This is a genomic window from Kineothrix sp. MB12-C1 (genome assembly GCF_030863805.1).
GTDB lineage: Bacteria > Bacillota > Clostridia > Lachnospirales > Lachnospiraceae > Kineothrix.
In genome coordinates this window covers 930,175-950,718 of record NZ_CP132957.1, presented here as the reverse complement: position 1 = coordinate 950,718, position 20,544 = coordinate 930,175, and the positions used below count along the sequence as shown (strand labels likewise).

The 20,544-nt window shown below is 40.7% G+C and carries 21 protein-coding genes; 17 read left to right on the top strand and 4 right to left on the bottom strand.

Annotated features, from left to right (window positions below):
* Positions 1 to 16 precede the first annotated feature (16 nt).
* Complete coding sequence (locus tag RBB56_RS04470; protein ID WP_306721200.1) at positions 17 to 490, bottom strand: HIT family protein; 474 nt, start codon at positions 488 to 490, stop codon at positions 17 to 19.
* A gap of 197 nt (positions 491 to 687) precedes the next feature.
* Between RBB56_RS04470 and RBB56_RS04465 the strand changes: the two genes are divergently transcribed.
* Complete coding sequence (locus tag RBB56_RS04465; protein WP_306721199.1) at positions 688 to 2,004, top strand: carbohydrate-binding domain-containing protein; 1,317 nt, start codon at positions 688 to 690, stop codon at positions 2,002 to 2,004.
* A 29-nt stretch (positions 2,005 to 2,033) separates the two neighbouring features.
* Here the strand turns inward: RBB56_RS04465 and RBB56_RS04460 are convergent, their stop codons facing one another.
* The gene (locus tag RBB56_RS04460; protein WP_306721198.1) at positions 2,034 to 2,942 is read right to left on the bottom strand and encodes an AraC family transcriptional regulator; all 909 of its coding nucleotides are present in this window, start codon (positions 2,940 to 2,942) and stop codon (positions 2,034 to 2,036) included.
* Positions 2,943 to 3,216: 274 nt separating this feature from the next.
* Here RBB56_RS04460 and RBB56_RS04455 point away from each other — a divergent pair, with 274 nt between their 5' ends.
* From RBB56_RS04455 to RBB56_RS04425, 7 genes are all read left to right on the top strand, one after another.
* Complete coding sequence (locus tag RBB56_RS04455; RefSeq protein WP_306721197.1) at positions 3,217 to 4,140, top strand: nucleotidyltransferase family protein; 924 nt, start codon at positions 3,217 to 3,219, stop codon at positions 4,138 to 4,140.
* A gap of 291 nt (positions 4,141 to 4,431) precedes the next feature.
* Complete coding sequence (locus RBB56_RS04450; protein WP_306721196.1) at positions 4,432 to 5,037, top strand: methyltransferase family protein; 606 nt, start codon at positions 4,432 to 4,434, stop codon at positions 5,035 to 5,037.
* Between the two features lie 18 nt (positions 5,038 to 5,055).
* Positions 5,056 to 5,424 (top strand): ArsR/SmtB family transcription factor, encoded by a 369-nt coding sequence (locus RBB56_RS04445; protein ID WP_306721195.1) that lies wholly within the window; start codon positions 5,056 to 5,058, stop codon positions 5,422 to 5,424.
* Between the two features lie 54 nt (positions 5,425 to 5,478).
* Positions 5,479 to 5,700: a cation transporter gene (locus RBB56_RS04440; protein WP_306721194.1), complete on the top strand. Its 222-nt coding sequence runs from the start codon at positions 5,479 to 5,481 to the stop codon at positions 5,698 to 5,700.
* 40 nt (positions 5,701 to 5,740) lie between these two features.
* A complete protein-coding gene (locus RBB56_RS04435; protein WP_306721193.1) occupies positions 5,741 to 7,609 on the top strand; it encodes a heavy metal translocating P-type ATPase in 1,869 nt (622 codons plus the stop codon).
* Positions 7,610 to 7,668: 59 nt separating this feature from the next.
* Positions 7,669 to 8,310 carry a hypothetical protein gene (locus tag RBB56_RS04430; RefSeq protein ID WP_306721192.1) on the top strand — a complete coding sequence of 214 codons (642 nt, stop codon included), beginning with the start codon at positions 7,669 to 7,671 and terminating at the stop codon, positions 8,308 to 8,310.
* Positions 8,307 to 8,834, top strand: a complete 528-nt coding sequence (locus RBB56_RS04425; protein ID WP_306721191.1) for a cob(I)yrinic acid a,c-diamide adenosyltransferase — start codon at positions 8,307 to 8,309, stop codon at positions 8,832 to 8,834. Before RBB56_RS04430 ends, RBB56_RS04425 begins: the two co-directional genes overlap by 4 nt.
* Here the strand turns inward: RBB56_RS04425 and RBB56_RS04420 are convergent, their stop codons facing one another.
* The gene (locus tag RBB56_RS04420; RefSeq protein ID WP_306721190.1) at positions 8,835 to 9,545 is read right to left on the bottom strand and encodes a response regulator; all 711 of its coding nucleotides are present in this window, start codon (positions 9,543 to 9,545) and stop codon (positions 8,835 to 8,837) included. It lies immediately after the preceding gene.
* Positions 9,546 to 10,052: 507 nt separating this feature from the next.
* On the opposite strand from RBB56_RS04420, the gene RBB56_RS04415 reads away from it, so the two are divergent.
* The 7 genes from RBB56_RS04415 (at position 10,053) to RBB56_RS04385 (ending at position 18,385) form a co-directional block, all read left to right on the top strand.
* Complete coding sequence (locus RBB56_RS04415) at positions 10,053 to 11,315, top strand: cation:proton antiporter (RefSeq protein ID WP_306721189.1); 1,263 nt, start codon at positions 10,053 to 10,055, stop codon at positions 11,313 to 11,315.
* Between the two features lie 38 nt (positions 11,316 to 11,353).
* Complete coding sequence (locus RBB56_RS04410) at positions 11,354 to 11,674, top strand: MGMT family protein (protein ID WP_306721188.1); 321 nt, start codon at positions 11,354 to 11,356, stop codon at positions 11,672 to 11,674.
* A gap of 154 nt (positions 11,675 to 11,828) precedes the next feature.
* Positions 11,829 to 13,121, top strand: a complete 1,293-nt coding sequence (locus RBB56_RS04405; RefSeq protein WP_306721187.1) for an adenylosuccinate synthase — start codon at positions 11,829 to 11,831, stop codon at positions 13,119 to 13,121.
* Positions 13,122 to 13,307: 186 nt separating this feature from the next.
* A complete protein-coding gene (locus RBB56_RS04400; RefSeq protein ID WP_306718640.1) occupies positions 13,308 to 14,771 on the top strand; it encodes an ISLre2 family transposase in 1,464 nt (487 codons plus the stop codon).
* Positions 14,772 to 14,953: 182 nt separating this feature from the next.
* On the top strand, positions 14,954 to 15,859 hold the full coding sequence (locus RBB56_RS04395; RefSeq protein WP_306721186.1) for a LysR family transcriptional regulator: 906 nt from the start codon (positions 14,954 to 14,956) through the stop codon (positions 15,857 to 15,859).
* Between the two features lie 53 nt (positions 15,860 to 15,912).
* A complete protein-coding gene (locus RBB56_RS04390) occupies positions 15,913 to 16,515 on the top strand; it encodes an HAD family hydrolase (RefSeq protein ID WP_306721185.1) in 603 nt (200 codons plus the stop codon).
* Between the two features lie 49 nt (positions 16,516 to 16,564).
* Positions 16,565 to 18,385: a sensor domain-containing diguanylate cyclase/phosphohydrolase gene (locus RBB56_RS04385; RefSeq protein ID WP_306721184.1), complete on the top strand. Its 1,821-nt coding sequence runs from the start codon at positions 16,565 to 16,567 to the stop codon at positions 18,383 to 18,385.
* On the opposite strand, the gene RBB56_RS04380 is transcribed toward RBB56_RS04385, so the two are convergent.
* Entirely contained in the window at positions 18,380 to 18,640 is a 261-nt protein-coding gene (locus RBB56_RS04380) for a hypothetical protein (protein WP_306721183.1), read from the bottom strand. The genes RBB56_RS04385 and RBB56_RS04380 overlap by 6 nt on opposite strands.
* A 546-nt stretch (positions 18,641 to 19,186) precedes the next feature.
* Between RBB56_RS04380 and RBB56_RS04375 the strand changes: the two genes are divergently transcribed.
* Entirely contained in the window at positions 19,187 to 19,690 is a 504-nt protein-coding gene (locus RBB56_RS04375; protein WP_306721182.1) for an SEC-C metal-binding domain-containing protein, read from the top strand.
* Positions 19,691 to 20,302: 612 nt separating this feature from the next.
* Positions 20,303 to 20,539 carry a hypothetical protein gene (locus RBB56_RS04370; RefSeq protein WP_306721181.1) on the top strand — a complete coding sequence of 79 codons (237 nt, stop codon included), beginning with the start codon at positions 20,303 to 20,305 and terminating at the stop codon, positions 20,537 to 20,539.
* Positions 20,540 to 20,544 lie beyond the last annotated feature (5 nt).

The following is a 20,544-nucleotide window of genomic DNA, read 5'->3' as shown; positions in this document are numbered from 1 at the left end:
GTTTTTGATTATGGGATTAGATATATGATGCATCTAGAAGTTGATTCAGCTCATGTAAAAGAGTGGATTTTAATTCTTGAAGTTCATTGGCATCAGGGCGATTCGAGACATCGTACATTTTATCTCGTGGATAAAGCCAAACAGGGCCGGCGCCATTTACACCATAGTTCTCCAAGTCGCCGTTACGACGAGGGAACAGATGCCAATGTAGGTGAGAATCTCCATTACCTAATAACTCGTAATTCATTTTATCAGCCTCGAATGCATAATATGCAGCCTCCGCAACAATCGACATTTCTTCCAAGTAACGTTGTCTGAAACTCTTATCTAACGCATGCAATTCAAGTTCATGCTTCTTGCATAAAAATAGGGTATACCCTCTAAAATGCTGATGATCACCTATCACCACATAGCCCGTCTCTAATTCTTTTACAAAATAGGGATTTTCTCCTGATTTTATCATATTTATCCGATTGCAAACGATACACATATTTATACCTCATATCTCCCTTGGTAAACTAAAATTAAAAGTTAAAAATCCTATTCAATTTTTGAAAGTAATTTTCTTTCAAGCTTTTCTCTTCTTTTAAATCTATTATGATATAATTATGATACTCTGATATTTAAATTTATGCAAATATTAGGAGAATATCAAAGGGATGCCGGGAAGGATAGGGGAGGGATGAAATGAGAAAGATGAGTTGGGCGAGTCTGTCGGTTTTGTTATCGATGATAATGCTGTCTACAGGTTGTATATCAGCAGAAAATGACATGGGCTTGATGCCGAAAGAATCACTAGTGGAAGTGGAAATAGATAAGAAATTCTCAAAGAGAGATAGGAAGGCTGGGTATGTAGAGAATATGGCAGTAAATATCTTACTGAATAAGGAGGAGGTTTCCATAGAAGGTGATGGGGCTTCCTTAGATGGGAATGTGATAACTATCGATAGAGAAGGAACCTATGTAATCAGTGGTATATGGCAGGATGGGCGAATTGTGGTGGATGCAGGTAGTTCGGATAAGGTGCAGCTTGTATTCGATAATATAGCAATCGCCTGCTCAGACAATGCGCCTATTTATATTAGAAAGGCGGATAAGGTCATTATTACCTTGAAAGAGGGAAGCGAGAATGCGCTGACAGATGGCTTTGAATATGTACAGACTGATGATAATAACGTGGATGGTGTGATCTTCAGTAAGGAGGACCTGACGATTAATGGAAGCGGAACACTGTATATTACAGGAAATTATAAGCATGGAGTTATATCGAAGGATGATTTAGTAATTACCGGGGGAAATTTTCATATTACGGCGGTAAAGGATGCTCTGAATGGAAAAGATAGTGTGAAAATCAAGGATGGTATTTTCCGTTTGAGTTCGAAGGATGGTAATGGAATTCAATCTAAAAATGGAGATGATGAAACGAAAGGATATGTTTATATCAGCGGAGGAGAAATTACCGTTGTGGAGAGTAAAGAGGGAATAGAAGGGGCGGCACTTGTTATTGATGGAGGGATTATCGATATTACAGCACGGGATGACGGTCTGAATGCGAGCAACGCTGATATCGTTATTAATGGTGGAATTATAACAATAGATGCAAGGGGGGATGGCATCGATAGCAATGGTTCTGTCTACGTGACAGGAGGAATTACCTATGTGAGCGGACCGGAAGACGATGACAATGCCGGCCTTGACTATGACGAGAGTGCGCATATTAGTGGTGGGATATTCCTTGTGACGGGAAGTTCCGGCATGGCACAGGGCTTCTCCGATAGCTCCACACAACAATCTATTTTATATAATCTGGATTCAGTAAGTGAAGCAGGAACTGAAATTTCCTTAATTGATGAGCAGGGCAATGTTATCATATCTCACATCCCAGCCAAACAATATCAATCCATACTTATCAGCACTCCGGACCTGAAAAAGGATATGACTTATACTTTGGTGAGCGGAAACCAGAGGGAACAAATCGCAATATTCCCTCATGAGAACCCTTAAGGCTAATTCCATGATTGGCACAAATAGAATTAATCTTCTGTACAAGGCGGTGCCGATATGGATTGAATGGATGTCTGATATTCCGTAGGAGTCATTCCGGTAATATTCTTGAATTGCCTGGAAAAGTAATGGATGGAATTATATCCAAGGGTATCGGCAATCTGTGAGAAATTCATTTGCCGGCCGCGTATTAGCTGTTTTGCACTATTTATTTTCATCATGGAGAAGTAATCGATAATACCGCAGCTCGTATGATATTTGAACAGCTTTTGTAAGAGAGAGCGCCCGATCAGGTTATCCTTGCATATTTGCTGTATTGTCAGCTTTTCGCCAATATTTTCCTCCATATAGGAGATGATTTTATAAAATAATTCATCTTCGCTTCTCTGCCGTGAGGATTTGGGGATAACGGAAACAGAGCTGTCGCTATTGCATCTTACCAATTGAATTAACAATTGCTGTAGATAGATTTGAATGAGTTGTTCTGAGGCGAAGGGAGTATTGTGTATCTCATTTCTTGTGAGCTTTTCACTGTATGGGTCATCAAGGCGGCAGGAAAAGGTGAGATAAGCCTCCTTAATAATATTGCCCAGGAGCGAACGGCCGGAAGGAGAGACCTCCAGGATTTTATTCTCAAAAAAGTTCATGGCAAGAGAGGTACACTCGAAACTGATAACGGCCAGATTGGGAGCGACCACTCCATTCGCATGTACGCTATGGAATTCATTCGGTTTATGAAAAATAATATCGTCCTTGTTCAGCGTATGAGTCTGTCCATCGGCGGTTACATTTACCGACCCCTTGTCCACGTAGAGGATTTCCCAGAAATCATGAGATTCCCCCGGGAAATTGAAGTCACTCATATATTCAAAATAATGAATGGAAAAGATATTATCTATTACAAACTCTTTTTTTAAAGAAATACTTTCGTAAGACATACTAGCCTCCAAGACTTTTATGAATGCCGCCCTATAAAGAACCTTTCGATTGATCCTTTATAACAAATTTAAAAAATATCGAATATTAATTACACTTTATAATGCAAATTTTGTAAATAAGTTATACAATAGGATAAAGCATTTTTATGCGAAAAATTTATAATCAAACTATAACATATAGTATAATACTGTTAAAATATTATACCATATGAAGATAGGAAAATCCTATCTTTTATCAAATAAGAAACAATGGTAAGAAAAAGGAGGAAATGAAATGAAAAAGCCCGTTCTGATAATTATGGCGGCAGGCATGGGAAGCCGTTACGGAGGACTTAAGCAAATAGATCCCGTAGATAGCGAAGGACATATTATTATGGATTTCTCCCTGTATGATGCGGTGGCAGCCGGGTTTGAGGAAGTGATTTTTGTTATTAAAAGGGAAAACGAAGCAGATTTCAAGGAGGTTATCGGCGACCGAATTGCAAAATTCATGAAGGTATCCTATGTATTCCAGGAAGTAGACAATATTCCTGCGCCCTTTACTGTACCGCAAGGAAGACAGAGGCCTTGGGGAACCGGTCATGCGGTACTTAGTGCTGCGGAAGTGGTAGATAGCCCTTTTGTAGTTATCAATGCGGATGATTATTATGGAAGAAGTGCATTTTCACAGATTTATGACTATTTGACGACACATGAAGATGGTGAAAAATATGAATATGCTATGGTTGGCTATATCCTGGAAAATACTCTTACGGAGAATGGTCATGTGGCAAGAGGTGTATGCGAAACAGATGCGAGCAGCCACTTAAAAGGAATTACAGAGAGAACCCGTATAGAAAAAAGAGGAGAGAAAACAGCCTATACCGAGGATGAAGGTGCATCTTGGCACATGATTCCTGAAGGCAGTACGGTATCTATGAATATGTGGGGATTTACTGCAAGCTTTATGAAAGAACTGCAAGCCGGATTCCCGGACTTCCTTAAGAAGGGTTTACAGGAGAATCCTCTGAAATGTGAATATTTCCTGCCCAGCGCAGTGAATAAACTTTTGGAAGAAGGAAAGGCGGAAGTAACAGTGCTTAAATCTTATGACCGTTGGTATGGTGTTACCTATAAGGAAGATAAGCAGGTCGTTGTATCTGCGATTCAGAAGATGAAAGAAGAAGGTAATTATCCCCGGATTCTGTGGGAGAAATAAATACCGATTATAATGTCTGTTCCTATTCGCATTCAATATATTTATCCAACATATCGCGCACGGTCCTATATTATTAGGATCGTGTTTTTTTTATGTAATAGAAAAATCCGTTGTTCTTTTAGAATTTAAAAATATTATTGACAATATAAAAACGAGTGATATAATGAACATATGAGCAAGTGTTCATACGTTGTTTTTAATAGATACCTTAGTGAAATAATAAAACTTTATAATTTAGAATTATTGTTGAAAATAGTGCTAAATAAGCTCACAAAGAAGAGGAGGAATGCTATGGATGTTGTTCAAATGATTGGTTTTATTTTATGGATTGTCTTTTACGGCAGTTATTTCGTGAAGATATATAAGGAAAAGAAACAAGGAATATCTGTAAACAGGATGGCAAGGGGGATTAAATCACTGGCAACAAAGATAGTGGAAGTTTTTTTAATAGTAATAACTTATGCGATGGCAGTAGTCCAACTTTTATCCCTTATGTTCTACGGAAAATGGGCGCTCGTTTTTCAAAGAGAAGGCGTATTGGTAACGAGTCCTGTCTCTACAGTGATCGGAACAATAATTGCAGTATTAGGAATTATCTTTTTTGTAACAGCCATGAGAGAGATGAGGGACAATTGGCGGGCAGGGATCGATGAGAGCCAGGAGACAGACTTTGTTACAGAAGGGATATATAAGATAAGCAGGAATCCGGCATTTGTAGGCTTTGACTTGTTTTACATCGGTTATGGCATAATTTTTTCGAACGGTTTGCAGGTATTGTTCGTTTTATTAGGGCTTATGACTTTACATATGCAGATTCGCCAAGAAGAGAAATATATGGAGAAGAAACACGCAGGCAGCTATCTGGCATATAGGAAGCGAGTGAGAAGATATTTGTAAAGAAGGAGGAATATGTTGATGAAGAAGATACAAGATAGGGTGGAAAGTTGTGAATATATCCATGTACATGATGAAGTTATCCAGCAGGTGAATGAACGGATGCCGGAAGAGGATAAATTATATGATTTGGCAGACTTCTTCAAGGTATTTGCGGATTCCACGAGAATAAAGATATTATATGTGCTTCTTTGTTCAGAAATGTGCGTATGCGATTTGGCACAAATTCTGAATATGACACAGTCGGCAATTTCCCATCAGCTACGCACATTGAAGCAGATGGATCTTGTAAGAAACAGGAGAGAAGGGAAAACGGTATTTTACTCCCTCGCAGACGGACATATCAAAACAATTTTAAGTCAAGGTCTCGATCATATCGAAGAGGAATAAGAAGAATATAGAAAATGATTAAATCATAAAGTAAGTAATCAGGAGGAGAAGAATATGAGAAAAACATACATTTTGGAGGATTTGGACTGTGCACACTGCGCATCGGAGATTGAAGCAGCGGTAGGTAAGCTGGATGGTGTGATGAGAAGTACGGTAACCCTTTTGACACAAAAAATGGTTATCGAGGTGGAGGAAGCAAAAGTATCCGGTATCACGAAAGAGGTTAAAAAGATTGTGAAGAAATTCGAACCGGATGTAGAAGTAATAGAAAAGTAGAAATAAAATCACATAAAATTCAAAGAAAAGAGTATGAAAGATGAGTAAAAAGCTGAAAAAAAGACTAAAAAGAATAGTGACAGGAGCTTTGTTATATTTGGTGGCAGTTCTTTCTTCGCATTTCATTCCTAATCTGAGCGGGACGGTAGAACTGGTCTTATTCTTAATCGCTTATTTTGTTATGGGCGGCAATATTGTAAAAGCAGCGGTGAAAAATATTGGGCACGGACAGATATTCGATGAAAATTTTCTTATGACGATAGCTACGGTGGGGGCATTTCTGATAGGGGAATACCCGGAGGCAGTAGCAGTAATGTTATTTTACCAGGTAGGGGAATGGTTCCAAAGCTATGCTGTGGGTAGATCCAGGAAATCAATTGCGGAACTTATGGATATCCGTCCTGACTATGCGAATGTATTGAGGGATGGAGAAGAGAGGGAGGTAAGTCCTGATGAAGTAGCCATCGGAGAACATATAGTGGTTAAGCCGGGAGAAAGAATTCCTCTGGATGGTACGGTAGTAAAAGGGGCTTCTTCCCTGGATACTATGGCTTTGACGGGAGAGAGCGTTCCGAGAGATGTTGCAACAGGTGAAGAAGTGATAAGCGGATGCGTGAACCTTTCCGGGGTATTGGAAGTGAAGGTGAATAAGGTATTCGGAGAATCTACAGTAGCTAAGATATTGGAACTGGTAGAAAATGCGGGAAGCAAGAAGTCGGAAGCGGAGCATTTTATTACGAAGTTCGCAAGATATTATACCCCCATGGTTGTAATTTGTGCAGCGCTTTTGGCAGTTCTTCCGCCTCTCTTTATAGGCGGAGAATGGTCGGTTTGGATCTACCGGGCCCTTAGTTTTCTTGTAATATCTTGTCCTTGTGCCTTGGTAATTAGTATTCCGCTCAGTTTCTTCGGGGGTCTTGGTGGAGCCAGCAGGGCAGGAATCCTTATAAAGGGAAGTAACTATTTGGAAGCATTGGCCGATGCAGAAATTGTTGTAATGGATAAGACGGGAACCCTTACGAAAGGAACTTTTGTTGTAACGAAACGCGTTCCGGTGAAGGGAGTATCGGAGGCAGCGCTTCTGGAAGCAGCAGCTTATGCGGAAAGTTATTCCAACCATCCGATTTCCCAATCGCTTTTGGAAGCTTATGGGAAAGAGGTCGATAAGTCACTTTTAAGCGATGTGGAGGAAGTGGCAGGTTACGGCGTACGCGCTGCATGGAAAGGAAGTTTTATCTATGCGGGTAATGCAAAATGGATGGAACAACAGGAAGTGCAGCCTGAGGTGACGGAGGAAGTGGGAACCATCGTTCATGTGGCGAAGGGAAAAGAATACCTTGGCTACCTTGTCATTGCGGATGAGATAAAGACTGATGCGAAGAAGGCGATAGATCGTTTGAAAGAAGCCGGCATGAAGCATATTGTAATGCTCACAGGAGACCGGAAGAAGACAGCGGACAGCGTGGCGAAGGAGCTCGGTATTGAAGAAGTATATTCCGACCTTCTGCCAAAGGATAAGGTAGATCAGGTAGAGCGCCTGTTTACGGAGAAATCGGCAAAAGGCAAGTTGATTTTCGTAGGGGATGGTATTAACGATGCCCCCGTGCTTGCCAGAGCGGATATCGGCATGGCGATGGGAGGCCTTGGCTCAGATGCGGCGATTGAAGCGGCAGATGTGGTGATTATGACAGATGAGCCTTCGAAAATAGCAAAGGCAATACAAATATCGCAAAGGACTCTCGTCATTGTAAAACAAAATATTATATTTGCAATTGGAGTGAAAATACTGATATTATTATTAGCAGCAGTAGGTAGTGCTACGATGTGGGCTGCTGTATTCGGAGATGTGGGAGTTGCGGTCATTGCCATTTTGAATGCGATGCGCGCTATGAATATAAAAGCGAAATAGGTAAAGATCCAATCACCGAAGGTGATTTTAATGGATTTTCAGAGGAAGGGCGAGATAAGATGAGCCAAGTTGCAGAACATAGATTACTGCAGGTGGATTTATGTGAAAGCGATATAAAAAATATATGCGGTCGATATCATTTTGAAGATATCGACCTTCCTCTGTTGCAAGAAGTTTATGGAAGTTATCTAAAAGGCTGTATGATATCAGCCTATTTCACATGGCTGGAAGAAGACCGAATAGCAGCAGTTCTTACCTTAGGTAAAGAAATTGATGAGGTGCAAGGCGGTCTAATGGAGGGAGGTAAGTTGTCAGAAGCTTATATGTTGGAATGTCTTTCTTCGGAACTGCTTATGAAGGCATATGAAAAGGCTGACGACTTTTTACAAGATAGGACAAAGTTATGGTGCGGTATGTATGAGTTCCCCGGAAGTGATTGTCCCATTGAGGAATTGGGGAATTTGCTTCTGGCTTCCGGTCAGAAGGAAGTGACCTGTAACGAAGCCTATGCCTTAATACCGCAGAAAAGTGTAGCCTATTTTGTCCGGATGCAAAGGGAAAAGAGTAAGATGAAACGAGAACAATCGCTATGTGCTAATTGTAAAAACTACAGTTGTAATAATCGTAGGGAGGAAGAAAAGGAAAAAGCGGTTCCGTATGGGTATATGCGCATTTTCGGAAAGGGAGGAAAGAATAAATGAAAAAAGGGCTGATTCATGTATATTGTGGAGATGGTAAGGGGAAGACAACGGCTTCAGTCGGGCTCGCACTGCGCGCGGCAGGCAATGGAAAAAGAGTAATATTTTCTCAGTTTATGAAGGGAAATGATAGTGGAGAACTATTTGCCATGGAGAAGATAGAAGGAATCCAGATTATAAGAAATACGAAAAACTATGGTTTTTATAAGGATATGAGCGAGGAAGATAAGGAAGAAATCACCAAGGAACATAACGAAATGCTGGAAAAGCTGCTGCAAGCTGCAATGGATGAAGTGTGTGATATGTTAATTCTGGATGAGGTCACTTATCCTTATGATTTGGATTTAATCGATAAAAAGAAGCTGCGAAGACTAGTGGAAGGGAAGCCGGAATCCTTAGAGCTTATTATAACAGGAAGAAATCCGGATGGGGTTTTCCTGCAAAATGCAGATTATATTACGGAGATGAAGGCAGTCAGACATCCTTATGAAAAGGGGATTCCGGCACGGAGGGGTGTGGAATATTAATTATTCCGCATTATCCTCCAACATGCGGTATCCAATGCCGATTTCAGTGAAGATATAATGGGGTTCTGCCGGATTCTCCTCCAGCTTACGTCGTATGTTAGCCATGTTGACTCTAAGAATACGGTTATTGTCATCGGCGTAAGGTCCCCATACATTGGAAATAATCGTATCATACGTCATCACTCGTCCGGAATTCTGAGCGAGGAGAGAGACAATCTTGAATTCTACCTGTGTCAGGTGCACATCTACCCCATGAAGCAATGTCAGATGTTTCTCAAAATCAACGATAAGACCGTCTGACTCATAAGGGCGAAGAGAACGTAAAGAGTCCGTAAGTAACCGTCTGCTGTGCCTTAATGCAGTCCGGATTCTTGCGAGCAGTTCTGAGGAACCGAAGGGCTTAGTAATGTAATCGTCGGCACCGGAATCAAGGGCAAGTACCTTTTCCTGCTCCTGTGTTCTTGCTGAGATGACGATAATGGGAATGCTTGCCCAAGTACGAATTTCTTTGATTACATCGATGCCGTCCATATCCGGCAGGCCAAGATCCAAAAGAATGAGATCGGGACAAACTGAGGTAATAAGAGAAATTCCGCTATTTGCGTTAGGAGCGGTTATGACTTTATAACCTTGTGCATTCAAGGTCGAGGTCATAAATGTGCGTATATTTTTTTCATCTTCTACTATTACAATGGTTGTTTTTGAATTCATGCAGGAAAATCTCCTTTATTGATATTTGAATGCTAATACTAAGTAATTAGTAATTATTCAGTACCTTCACAACTACAATTATTATACCTTAGCCGCAAGCGGCTGCGGTATGTTTTTTGCACACTCGCTTTGCTCGGCGCAGTATAATACTGTTTAAATATTATACCTTAGCCGCAAGCGGCTGCGGTATGTTTTTTGCACACTCGCTTTGCTCGGCGCAGTATAATACTGTTTAAATATTATACCTTAGCCGCAAGCGGCTGCGGTATGTTTTTTGCACACTCGCTTTGCTCGGCGCAGTATAATACTGTTTAAATATTATACCTTTATTTCATATAAAGTTAAATATAATATAGCTAAAAAAGTGCTAAGATATTTGCCTAAAAAAGTAATGAAGATGTGATAGACAAATAAATGGAAGAGGACTATAATGAGTATGCTGTCAAGATATGTCATAATCATAATGAAGATGGACTGATAAAAATGTGGCAGATTTAGGAGGAAGTTATGGAAGCATATCGTTTTTTATTGGATCTTGCAATTATTTTACTTAGTACGAAGATATTGGGGTTGGTAACTAAGAAGTTTCACATGCCTCAGGTGGTAGGGGCATTACTTGCCGGGTTAATCCTTGGCCCTGCTATGCTTAATGTTATTACAGAAACAGAATTTATTCAAGATACGGCAGAACTCGGTGTCATTGTATTAATGTTCTGCGCGGGAATGGAAACGGATGTAAATGAGCTGAAAAAGAGTGGAAAGGCTTCATTTGTCATTGCTCTTGCCGGTGTTATAGTGCCGCTAATCGGCGGATATTTTGTAGCTTACGCTTTTAATCGCCCCGATATGATAGTGTCGGATGCATCCGGCAGCATTTTCTTACAAAACATTTTTATCGGAATTATACTGACGGCTACCTCGGTGAGTATTACCGTAGAGACATTAAAAGAATTAGGGAAATTAAAGACGCGTTCCGGAAATGCAATTCTTGGAGCGGCGATTATTGATGATATTTTAGGAATCATTGGATTGACCATCGTTACGAGCATGGCCGATCAATCGGTCAGCATTGTAATAGTGCTTCTTAAAATGTTGGGATTTTTCGTTTTTGCGGGAATAGCAGGTGTATTATTTTATCGTTTCTATAAGAAATGGTATGAAGACTCAAAGCACGGGATGCATAGACACGTTATTATCGGATTTGTATTTTGCCTGTTTATGTCCTTTGTAGCGGAAGCCGCCTTTGGAGTGGCAGATATTACAGGTGCGTTTATTGCGGGATTGATTATTTCATGTACGCAAAGGTCACAATATCTGGAATCGAAATTTGACGTATTATCTTACCTGTATTTGTCACCGATCTTCTTTGCTAGTATCGGACTTAAGGTGAATCTTCCGGCGATGAACGGAACGATTATTGCCTTCGCGGTATCTCTCGTATTAATAGCAATTTTTACGAAGATTATAGGCTGCGGTTTAGGTGCCAAAGCCTGCCGTTACCAGAATTATCAATGCATGCGTATCGGAGTGGGTATGATATCCAGAGGAGAGGTGGCTCTTATTGTTGCCAGTAAGGGGGCTGCTCTTGGATTGATAGGGTCTGCCTTTTTAGGACCTGTAGTAGTTGTGGTAGTTATTACGACTATTATCACCCCCGTGCTCCTTAAAGTTGTGTTTAAGAAATGGGAGCCTACTGCGTTGGAACCCGATGTAAATGTTTTCGCTTCCAAATATGAGGAAATACGAGGCTATCGTGAAGAAAGGAAATAGCAGGCGGCTATACGATAGACACGTGTATAGAGGATAATATGGCTTATTCGGAATTGTATCGAAAAATATATGAGGCAGTAGCCCGGATTCCGGAAGGAAAGGTCGTTACCTACGGGCAGATAGCCTGGATGGCAGGAAGACCGCGGGCACCTCGTGTGGTGGGATATGCTGTGAGCAAGGCCCCGCGTGAACTGAATCTTCCATGTCACCGGGTGGTGAATCGGTTGGGTGAGATGGCACCTTTTCATGCCTTCGACGGACCCGAGTTTCAGCGTTTTTTATTGGAAGAGGAGGGGGTTATTTTCTTGGATAACGGCTGCGTTGATATGAAAAAATCTCAATGGAAACCAGAAAGCTGATTAAGAATCGTAAAGCAACAGATAAAATAAACTTAATATAAGAATACATTATATTACTCATAAATAATATTGATTTTATTTATGAGTAATTTTATTGTATCATGGAAAAGTAAAGGGTAGATTGAATTATTTAAGTTTATAGGAGGAATCAGCTATGGTAAAAGCAGTTGTCGGAGCCAATTGGGGCGATGAAGGAAAAGGTAAAATTACGGATATGCTTGCACAGAAGGCGGATATTATCGTTCGCTTTCAAGGTGGAGCGAATGCAGGGCATACGATTGTAAACAATTACGGCAAATTTGCACTTCATACGCTGCCGTCAGGAGTATTTTATGACCATACGACGAGCATAATCGGCAACGGGGTAGCTTTAAATATTCCGGTTCTTTTCCAGGAAATAAAATCCATCACTGACAGGAATGTACCGACGCCTAAGGTTCTGGTATCTGACAGAGCGCAAATAGTGATGCCATATCATATTTTATTCGATCAATACGAAGAGGAGAGGATGGGCGGAAAGTCTTTTGGCTCTACGAGATCCGGCATTGCTCCTTTCTATTCGGATAAATATGCCAAGATAGGTTTTCAGGTGAGTGAACTTTTTGATGAGGATTTATTGAAAGAAAAGGTAGCGAGGGTAGCAGAAATGAAAAATGTGCTGCTCCGTCATTTATATGGTAGGCCTGACATTGATCCGGAAGACTTGCTTGTGACTCTCCGAAGTTATCGGGAAATGGTAGAGCCCTATGTCTGCGATGTGTCTTTCTTTCTGGATGAGGCGATTAAAGCAGGGAAGACGATATTGCTGGAGGGACAGCTCGGTACTTTGAAGGATACCGATCATGGCATTTATCCAATGGTAACTTCTTCTTCCACGCTGGCGGCTTACGGAGCGATCGGAGCAGGGATTCCTCCTTATGAAATTAAGGAAATTATTACGGTATGTAAAGCATACTCATCGGCGGTAGGCGCAGGAGCTTTCGTGTCGGAAATCTTCGGAGAGGAAGCGGATGAGCTGAGACGCCGCGGCGGCGATGGCGGAGAATACGGAGCGACTACCGGACGCCCCAGACGTATGGGATGGTTCGACTGTGTGGCTTCCAAGTATGGCTGCCGGTTACAGGGAACTACCGATGTAGCGTTCACGGTATTGGATGTACTCGGTTATCTGGATGAAATCCCCGTCTGCACCGGCTATGAAATCGATGGGAAGATAACGACACAATTCCCGGTAACGGCTAAGCTTGAGAAGGCAAAGCCGGTATTTCAAACATTGCCCGGATGGAAATGTGAGATTCGGGGAATTAAGAATTATGAAGAGCTGCCTGAAAATTGCCGCAAATATATCGAGTTCATCGAAGAACAAATAGGCTATCCGATTACGATGGTAAGTAACGGACCGGGAAGAGATGATATTATCCTTCGGGAGAGCCACTTGAAAAAGTAAAGAAGGAAGGTTGTATAGTGTCGGCATAGGGGACTATACGACCTTTTTGTTCCGATCCCTTTCCGTGACAGGAGAAACGCTAGGGTAAAGTTTTTGTAGGATATTAATTGAATAAAAAGAGAACGCCTCTTTGTGTTATGATTTTAACGACTAAGAAAAAATCGGACACAAAGGAAGGTGCTCTCTATGATTAAAAGTATACAACAGTTTGAAGAAAATGGGGCAAAAAATTTAACAGGAGTTCTGGAAAAGTTTTTGAAAGATCCTCAACAACAAGCAGAGTTTATCTATGGAATTACAGATAGTGTAGTACAGTTAGGACTGGACATGATTGCGGAGACTTTTGAAAGTATGGATGAAGAACTGAGAAACAGCGGATACAGAAGGAGAAACTGGGTCATAAGCAGACGAGATGAAACATCCCTGATTACCAGCCTTGGAACTGTGAGATATTGCAAGACACTGTTTAAGAACAAGAAGACTGGAGCCTGTGAATATCTGCTCGATCGGATCATGGGATTAGAAAGCCATGTAAGGATGACAGAAGATGCACAGGCGCAGATGCTTGAGGAAGCGGTCGACAGTAGCTATCGCAAAGGAGGAATCAGAGCCAGTCTTTCCGAAAAAGTCAGCAAACAGACAGTAAAAAATAAGATACATGATCTGAAATTTCATACAAAACCAGAAAAAATAGAGAATAAAAAACAGGTTTCCTATCTTTATATTGATGCAGATGAAGATCATGTGTCATTGCAGTATCTCGAGAAAAAGGGAGATATCACGAAACCTCGAAGCAACACCAGTATGCCTAAAATAGCCTATGTATATGAAGGTGCGGAATCAGAAGCGCCTAAAAGCGAAAGGTTTAAGCTGATCAATCCGAAGTACTTTGGGGGCATATATGAGGGAAGCAAAGGAGTAGAACAGTTCTGGCGAGAGATTTATGAGTATATCAGCGCCACCTATGACATGGATGCCATAAAACAGATTTATATTAATGGAGATGGTGCAGCCTGGATAAAAAGCGGACGTAAATTTATAGCCGGATCAACCTTCGTACTGGATAAATTCCATATGCAGAAATATATCACAGCAGCAACTTCGCATTTAATGGATTCGTCAGAGGATGCAAGAAGTGAACTGTATGGTGCCATACACAAGAGAGCGAAATGGATGGCATCCGAGACCTTTGAAAAAATCCTGAATATAACAGAAAACGAAGCACAAAGGAAAAAGGTAGAAAGTAGTATGGCTTATATCCTAGGGCATTGGGATGGGATCATGCAGGGTTTGAGAAATAAAGAAACACAAGTGGGATGCAGTGCAGAAGGACATGTGAGCCATATCTACGCAGACAGGATGAGTTCCAGACCATTAGGGTGGAGTAAGCATGGAGTTCACCAAATGGCAAAGCTAAGGATTTATAAAGCAAACAAAGGAAATATGTTGGAGTTGGTGAGAATGCAAAAGCAGGAGTTGCCCATGGCAGTGGGTACAGAAGAAAGAATCTATTTAAGCAGCGAGATGTTTCGATCGGAAAGCAAGCGACTGACAGAGGAACAACGCTATGTAGAAAGGATAACTCATAGCATTCCCTTTCCAGAAGTGAAAAAGATAGCTTATTTTAAAAACCACATTTGGGGATTGTAAAAAGAATAGAAAGTAGGTATATTGTGAAAAGAGGTTAAATCTAAAACACATCAAGGGGATTCTCTACCCAATTAAATCCTACAGTAAATTTACGCTATCAGGAGAAACCTTATTGTAGTAAAGTGTGAAAGGATATGGTACAATTAATGACATAAATGTAAAGTAAAGGCAGAGAAGATGGTATGACAAATAACCTCGAATATTATAAAGTATTCTATTATACCGCGAAGTTTGGAAGTTTGACTCTGGCGGCCGAACAGCTCTCGATTTCTCAGCCTGCGGTAAGTCAATCTCTTAAGCAACTTGAGAGTGTCATAGGAACGAAACTTTTCATCAGAGCGGCGAAGGGTATCCGGCTGACAGCAGAGGGAGAGCTGCTATTTCGCTATGTGGCAAAAGGCTATGAGCAGATTGAAATAGGGGAGAAGAAGGTGGCACAGATGCTTAACCTGGAGCTGGGGGAGGTACGTATCGGGGCAAGTGATATGACACTCCGCTTTTTTCTTCTTCCTTATCTGGAGACATTTCATGAACGATATCCTGGCATTAAAGTGACTGTTACCAATGCGCCCACCCCGGAAACCCTTAGCTATTTGCAGGAGGGAAAGATTGATTTTGGAGTGGTAAGCAGCCCCTTTGATGACCAGCCCGGAATTCGGTCTGTGAAGGCGAAGGAGATAGAGGATATTTTCGTTGCAGGATGCAAGTTTATCCAATATAAGAATAAAATGTTGGACTTAAAGGAGTTGGAGTTTCTTCCTATTATTTCTCTGGAAAAGAGGACAAGCACAAGAAGTTATATGGATGCTTTTCTGGAGGGAAATGAAGTTGTGATGAATCCGGAATTCGAATTGGCGACCAGCGATATGATTGTACAGTTTGCTCTGCGTAATCTGGGAGTGGGGAGCGTAATGAAGGAATTTGCTACAGAGTATTTGGATGCAGGGAAGCTATTTGCCCTGCGTTTTAATAAAATTATTCCAAAACGGCATTTTTGTATTGTAACAGCTACGGATAGCCTGATATCTACAGCAGCGGGGAATCTGCTTCAAGTCATATATGAAGATGTGAAAGAAGTGAAGGCATAGATTCAAAAATAAAAGGGCAAAGAACAAAGGATGCTATTCAGGAGGAAAGAGCAATGATAAAAACAATTATTTTCGATATAGGAAACGTACTGGTAGGATTTGAGTGGCAGGCGTTTTTCCAAAAGTTCGGTTATTCGAAAGAGATATTGCAGAGAATTTTCAAAGCAACGGTGGAAAGTGCTGTTTGGGCTGAATATGACAGAGGAGCTTTATCGGATGAGGAAATTATGGATGCATTTATTGCGAATGATCCGGAGATAGAAAAGGAATTGCGGGAATCCCTTACCAATATTCAAGGAATGGTCGTAAGGTATGATTATGCGATTCCATGGGTAAAAGAATTAAAGAGTAAGGGGTATCAAGTGCTGGTCCTGTCTAATTTCGCGAGCCGTGCTTATGAAGATTGTCAGGATGCTCTTGACTTTCTCCCTTATGTGGACGGTGGAATTCTGTCGTTTAGAGAGAAGCTTATTAAGCCCCAGCCAGAGATTTATCAGCTTATAATAGATAGATATCATTTGAGAGCGGAGGAATGTGTTTTTCTGGATGATACGAAAGTAAATCTGGCAGCGGCAGAGAAGTTTGGTATGTATACCATTCATTTCATCGATCAGATGCAGGCGAAAGAAGAATTAGAAAAGTTAGGTGTTATATAAAGGAAGAGGTGCTGTAGAAAGCAGCCTGGCTTAAACGGAGGTTCTCACGATGAAAATTCTCATGATAAAATACTGGAAAGATAAATGGAAAACGATGAGGGAAGATATTTTGAAGCGTGAGGGCGCCAAAATATGTATCATTTACATGCTTATAGGATTTGCCTGGATTTATTTTTCAGATATGGCGGTAGATGCTTTTTTCAGGAATGAACGTATTCGATTGATGATCAATACTTATAAGGGGATGTTTTATGTCCTCTGTACGGCACTCATTATTTACTATCTCATATCCGGTCTTCTGAAGAAGGTGGAGAATATGAAGAAAATGTTGAATGAAAGCTATGATGAGTTATCGGCTTCTAATGAAGAACTGCAGTCTTACGTAGAAGAGTTGACGGCCACAGAAGAGGAATTGCGTGTGCAATATGGACAGATTGTAGAATACGGTGAAAAGCTGAAAGTGAGCGAAGAGAAATACAAATCCCTGATTACAGAGATGCAGCTTGGCTTGGCCCTCTACGTAGGAGAACCGGGGGACGAACTTTCACAATATAGGATAATGGATGCAAATCATAGCCATGAGGTACTGACGGGACTGAAAAAGAGGGATGTCCTTGGGAAGCGATTCTGTGAAGTGCATGAGAATATGGAGCCGGAAAATATGGAGAAACTGGTACGCACGGCACGAACCGGTAAGCCTGCCCGTTATGAAAGATTTCAGGAAAGGACGAGATATTATTATGAAATTATCGCATATCGTCCGATGGAAAATCAGTTGGCAATCATTGTCAATGATATTACTAAGCGAAAACAAGCGGAAAGCCGTTTGAACTTTTTGAGTTATCATGATCAGTTGACAGGGCTGTTCAACCGTAGGTTTTTCGATGAGGCGCTGATCGCATTGGATAAGGAAGAGAATTATCCTCTAATGATTACGATGATAGACATCAATGGTTTAAAACTGATTAACGATTCTTTCGGACATTCCGCGGGAGATTTATATATTAAAAAAGTCGCAAGTGTGCTCAGTGAAGGAACGAGAAAACAAGATATTGTGTGCCGGCAGGCAGGGGATGAATTCATTATCTTTTCGCCAAATACGGGGGAAGAAGAGATGAAGCAGTTAATCGGCAATATGGAAAAGGCAGCGAGTAAGCAATCGGTGAATTCTGTGCCCTTATCCCTGGCTTTTGGCTACTGTGCTAAGAGAAATGCAGAGGAACCGATTACGGATACCGTGAAAAATGCAGAAACCTATATGTATAAGAAAAAAGTTTTGGAAAGTGCCAGTGTAAAAGGGAAAACGCTCTATACAATTATGGCCACACTTCATGAGAAAAATCCGAGGGAAGAAGAGCATTCCCGCAGAGTTTCCCAACTATGCGAAATGATGGGAATCGCTATGGGGTTAAGAGAGGATGAAATAAAGGAATTAAAAGCGGTAGGGATTCTACATGATATTGGAAAAGTTGCTATCGAAGAGGGAATATTAAATAAGCCCGGTTCCTTAGATGAATGTGAATGGGAAGAAATTAGGAAGCATCCGGAAATAGGCTATCGGATTCTTAGCACGATCAATGATTTCTCAGAGATGAGTGAATATGTGCTGGCTCACCATGAAAGATGGGATGGGAAAGGTTATCCTAAGGGACTCGCCGGAGAAGAAATACCCCTTCCGTCACGATTGATTGCGATTGCGGATGCCTATGATGCGATGAGAAGCGAACGAAGCTATCGCAAGGCTTTGTCGAAAGAATATGCAATCGATCAATTGAAGAAAGGGGCCGGAACGCAATTCTGTGAGAAAAGCGTTAACGTATTCTTAGAAAAAGTAGTGAATAGTGAAGATTTATACGAGGATGTTTTATAATTCTTCCCGATCGGAAGAATCGGCATCCTGTAAGATATCCATAGATGCGATGGTGTGTCTGCCCTTAAGCTTTCCATACAGCCAGATGTAAATCCACAAAAGAATAGGAACTCCGATGGTTGCCGCAAGACAGGCTTGAAAAAGCGCACCTGATCCGGGGAAATCCAAGAGGGAAATAATAAAGGTTGCCACGTATAACGATACTAATAAGATGATGCAGAACCAAGCTGCGATTTGTTTTGATTTCTTCTTCATGTGATCTCCATTTCTAATAAATATATTTACGCTATGTATTTCAATAACACATATGATGTTGATACCTACGGATTGCTGCGCACTCCTAAAACATTCGAAATCCGCCCTATTCGGGCTGCTTTCTCATGTTTGGCGGGTCCCAAAGTCATGTATTTCATGCAGGCATGAAAAAACATGACCTTTTGACCCTGGTATCATATCACATTTTAGAAGGAATGGAAATAATAAAAGACGAAATACTGATTGGATAAATGAAAGCCCCTGAAAATGCATATTCATCATTTTCAAAGGCTTCCATAGGGGAGGATAAGTATTTTTCTTATCTGGGGTATTGTCAAAGGAGGGGGTTCCCTTGACTATTTTTATTATTGACGTCATTTCCAGGTTTATACAGATAAAATAAAAAAATTTACTTTTTTTGAAAAATATTATATACTAACAATAGTTTGACCATTTTCTTCTATTCTACTGAAAAGTTTTCAGCAGAATTTTCCGGCAGAATCGTCAACATATATTATAACGATAATAGACAAAGGTGGTAGTACAATGGCATTATTAAAACAGTGGCATGATATGGCTTATTCAGAAACAGCAAATAAAGGAGATTTACAGAGACTCTGGGCAGACTATTTTCAGAAAGAAAAAGAAATCTATGCAGATCTTTTGAGGAATCAGGAAGAAGTAGTAAAAGGTACCGTAAAGGAGCTGGCAGAAAAGTACGATGTTGATCTTCTGACTATGGCAGGATTTCTTGACGGCATCAATGACAGCTTAAAAGAAGCGAACCCCATCGATGATATGGAAGAGGATACGGAAGTAAGCCTGGATTTCGATAATGAACTTCTTTATAAGAATATGGTCGGAGCAGGAGCGGACTGGCTGTATGAACTGGAAGAGTGGAATGCTATCCTCGATGAGGACAAAAGGAAAGAACTTTACAGAATTCAGAAAGCATCTACAACAGTCGTAAAAGAAGATAAAATATATCCTAACGATCCATGTCCTTGCGGAAGCGGTAAAAAATATAAGAAATGCTGCGGCAAAAATTAAATAGAAATTATTGCAATATATAGAAAAAACTTGGAAATACTATTTACAACTTTACAAATTAAAAAAAGTGTCATAGAATAACAGTAAATAGTGAATATGAATAATACAAAGAAGAGAAAAGTAAGATGTGGAAATGTGTCAGAGAGGGGTACCGATTTACGGCAACGTAAGGGAGCTGCAAGTATCCTGGCAGGAAGCATCCGAAGACCATCTCTGAGTGACCCTAATCAGGTCCGGTGATACCGTTACCGTCGAAGGAAGAGGCTTCGCAATCAGTGAATATATGTTCATGGTGCGAAACAAAAAGGGTGGAACCGCGTAGAATAACAATACGTCCCTTACACTATATGGAAATATGGTGTAAGGGGCTTTTTTATTCTATAGGAAAGACCTTGTTACATTAAAGTGTAAAAGTGTTGATCCTATAGAATAAAAGCACTCCGTGCAGGATGCGCAGCTACGCGCGCGGAACAAAAGCTGTGCAGTTATAAGTTTAAATCGCGAGAGTGAGCGAAGCACACTTTTGTTCTTCCATATTGGGAAATCCCTTATTTATAGTAAGAAAGAGATGAAAGAGTTAAAGTTTGTAAGCCAAAAAGGAGGAAAATGATTATGCAGGAAAGATGGAATGAATTACAGGATATTTTGGAAGAGTTAAAGACGATGAAGAAGAGGGAATATATGCTGACTCTGGCAGTGTGTGTATTATCCGGACTCGTGGTGGGAATGTTGATTTCTCCGAAAAAAAGAGTGATGATTGGAAGTAATAACGGCAGCAATAATATAAATACTTTGGATGAAGATGAGTTGTTCGATTATTGCGAAGAAGAATGCTGCTGTGAGGAATAAATAGG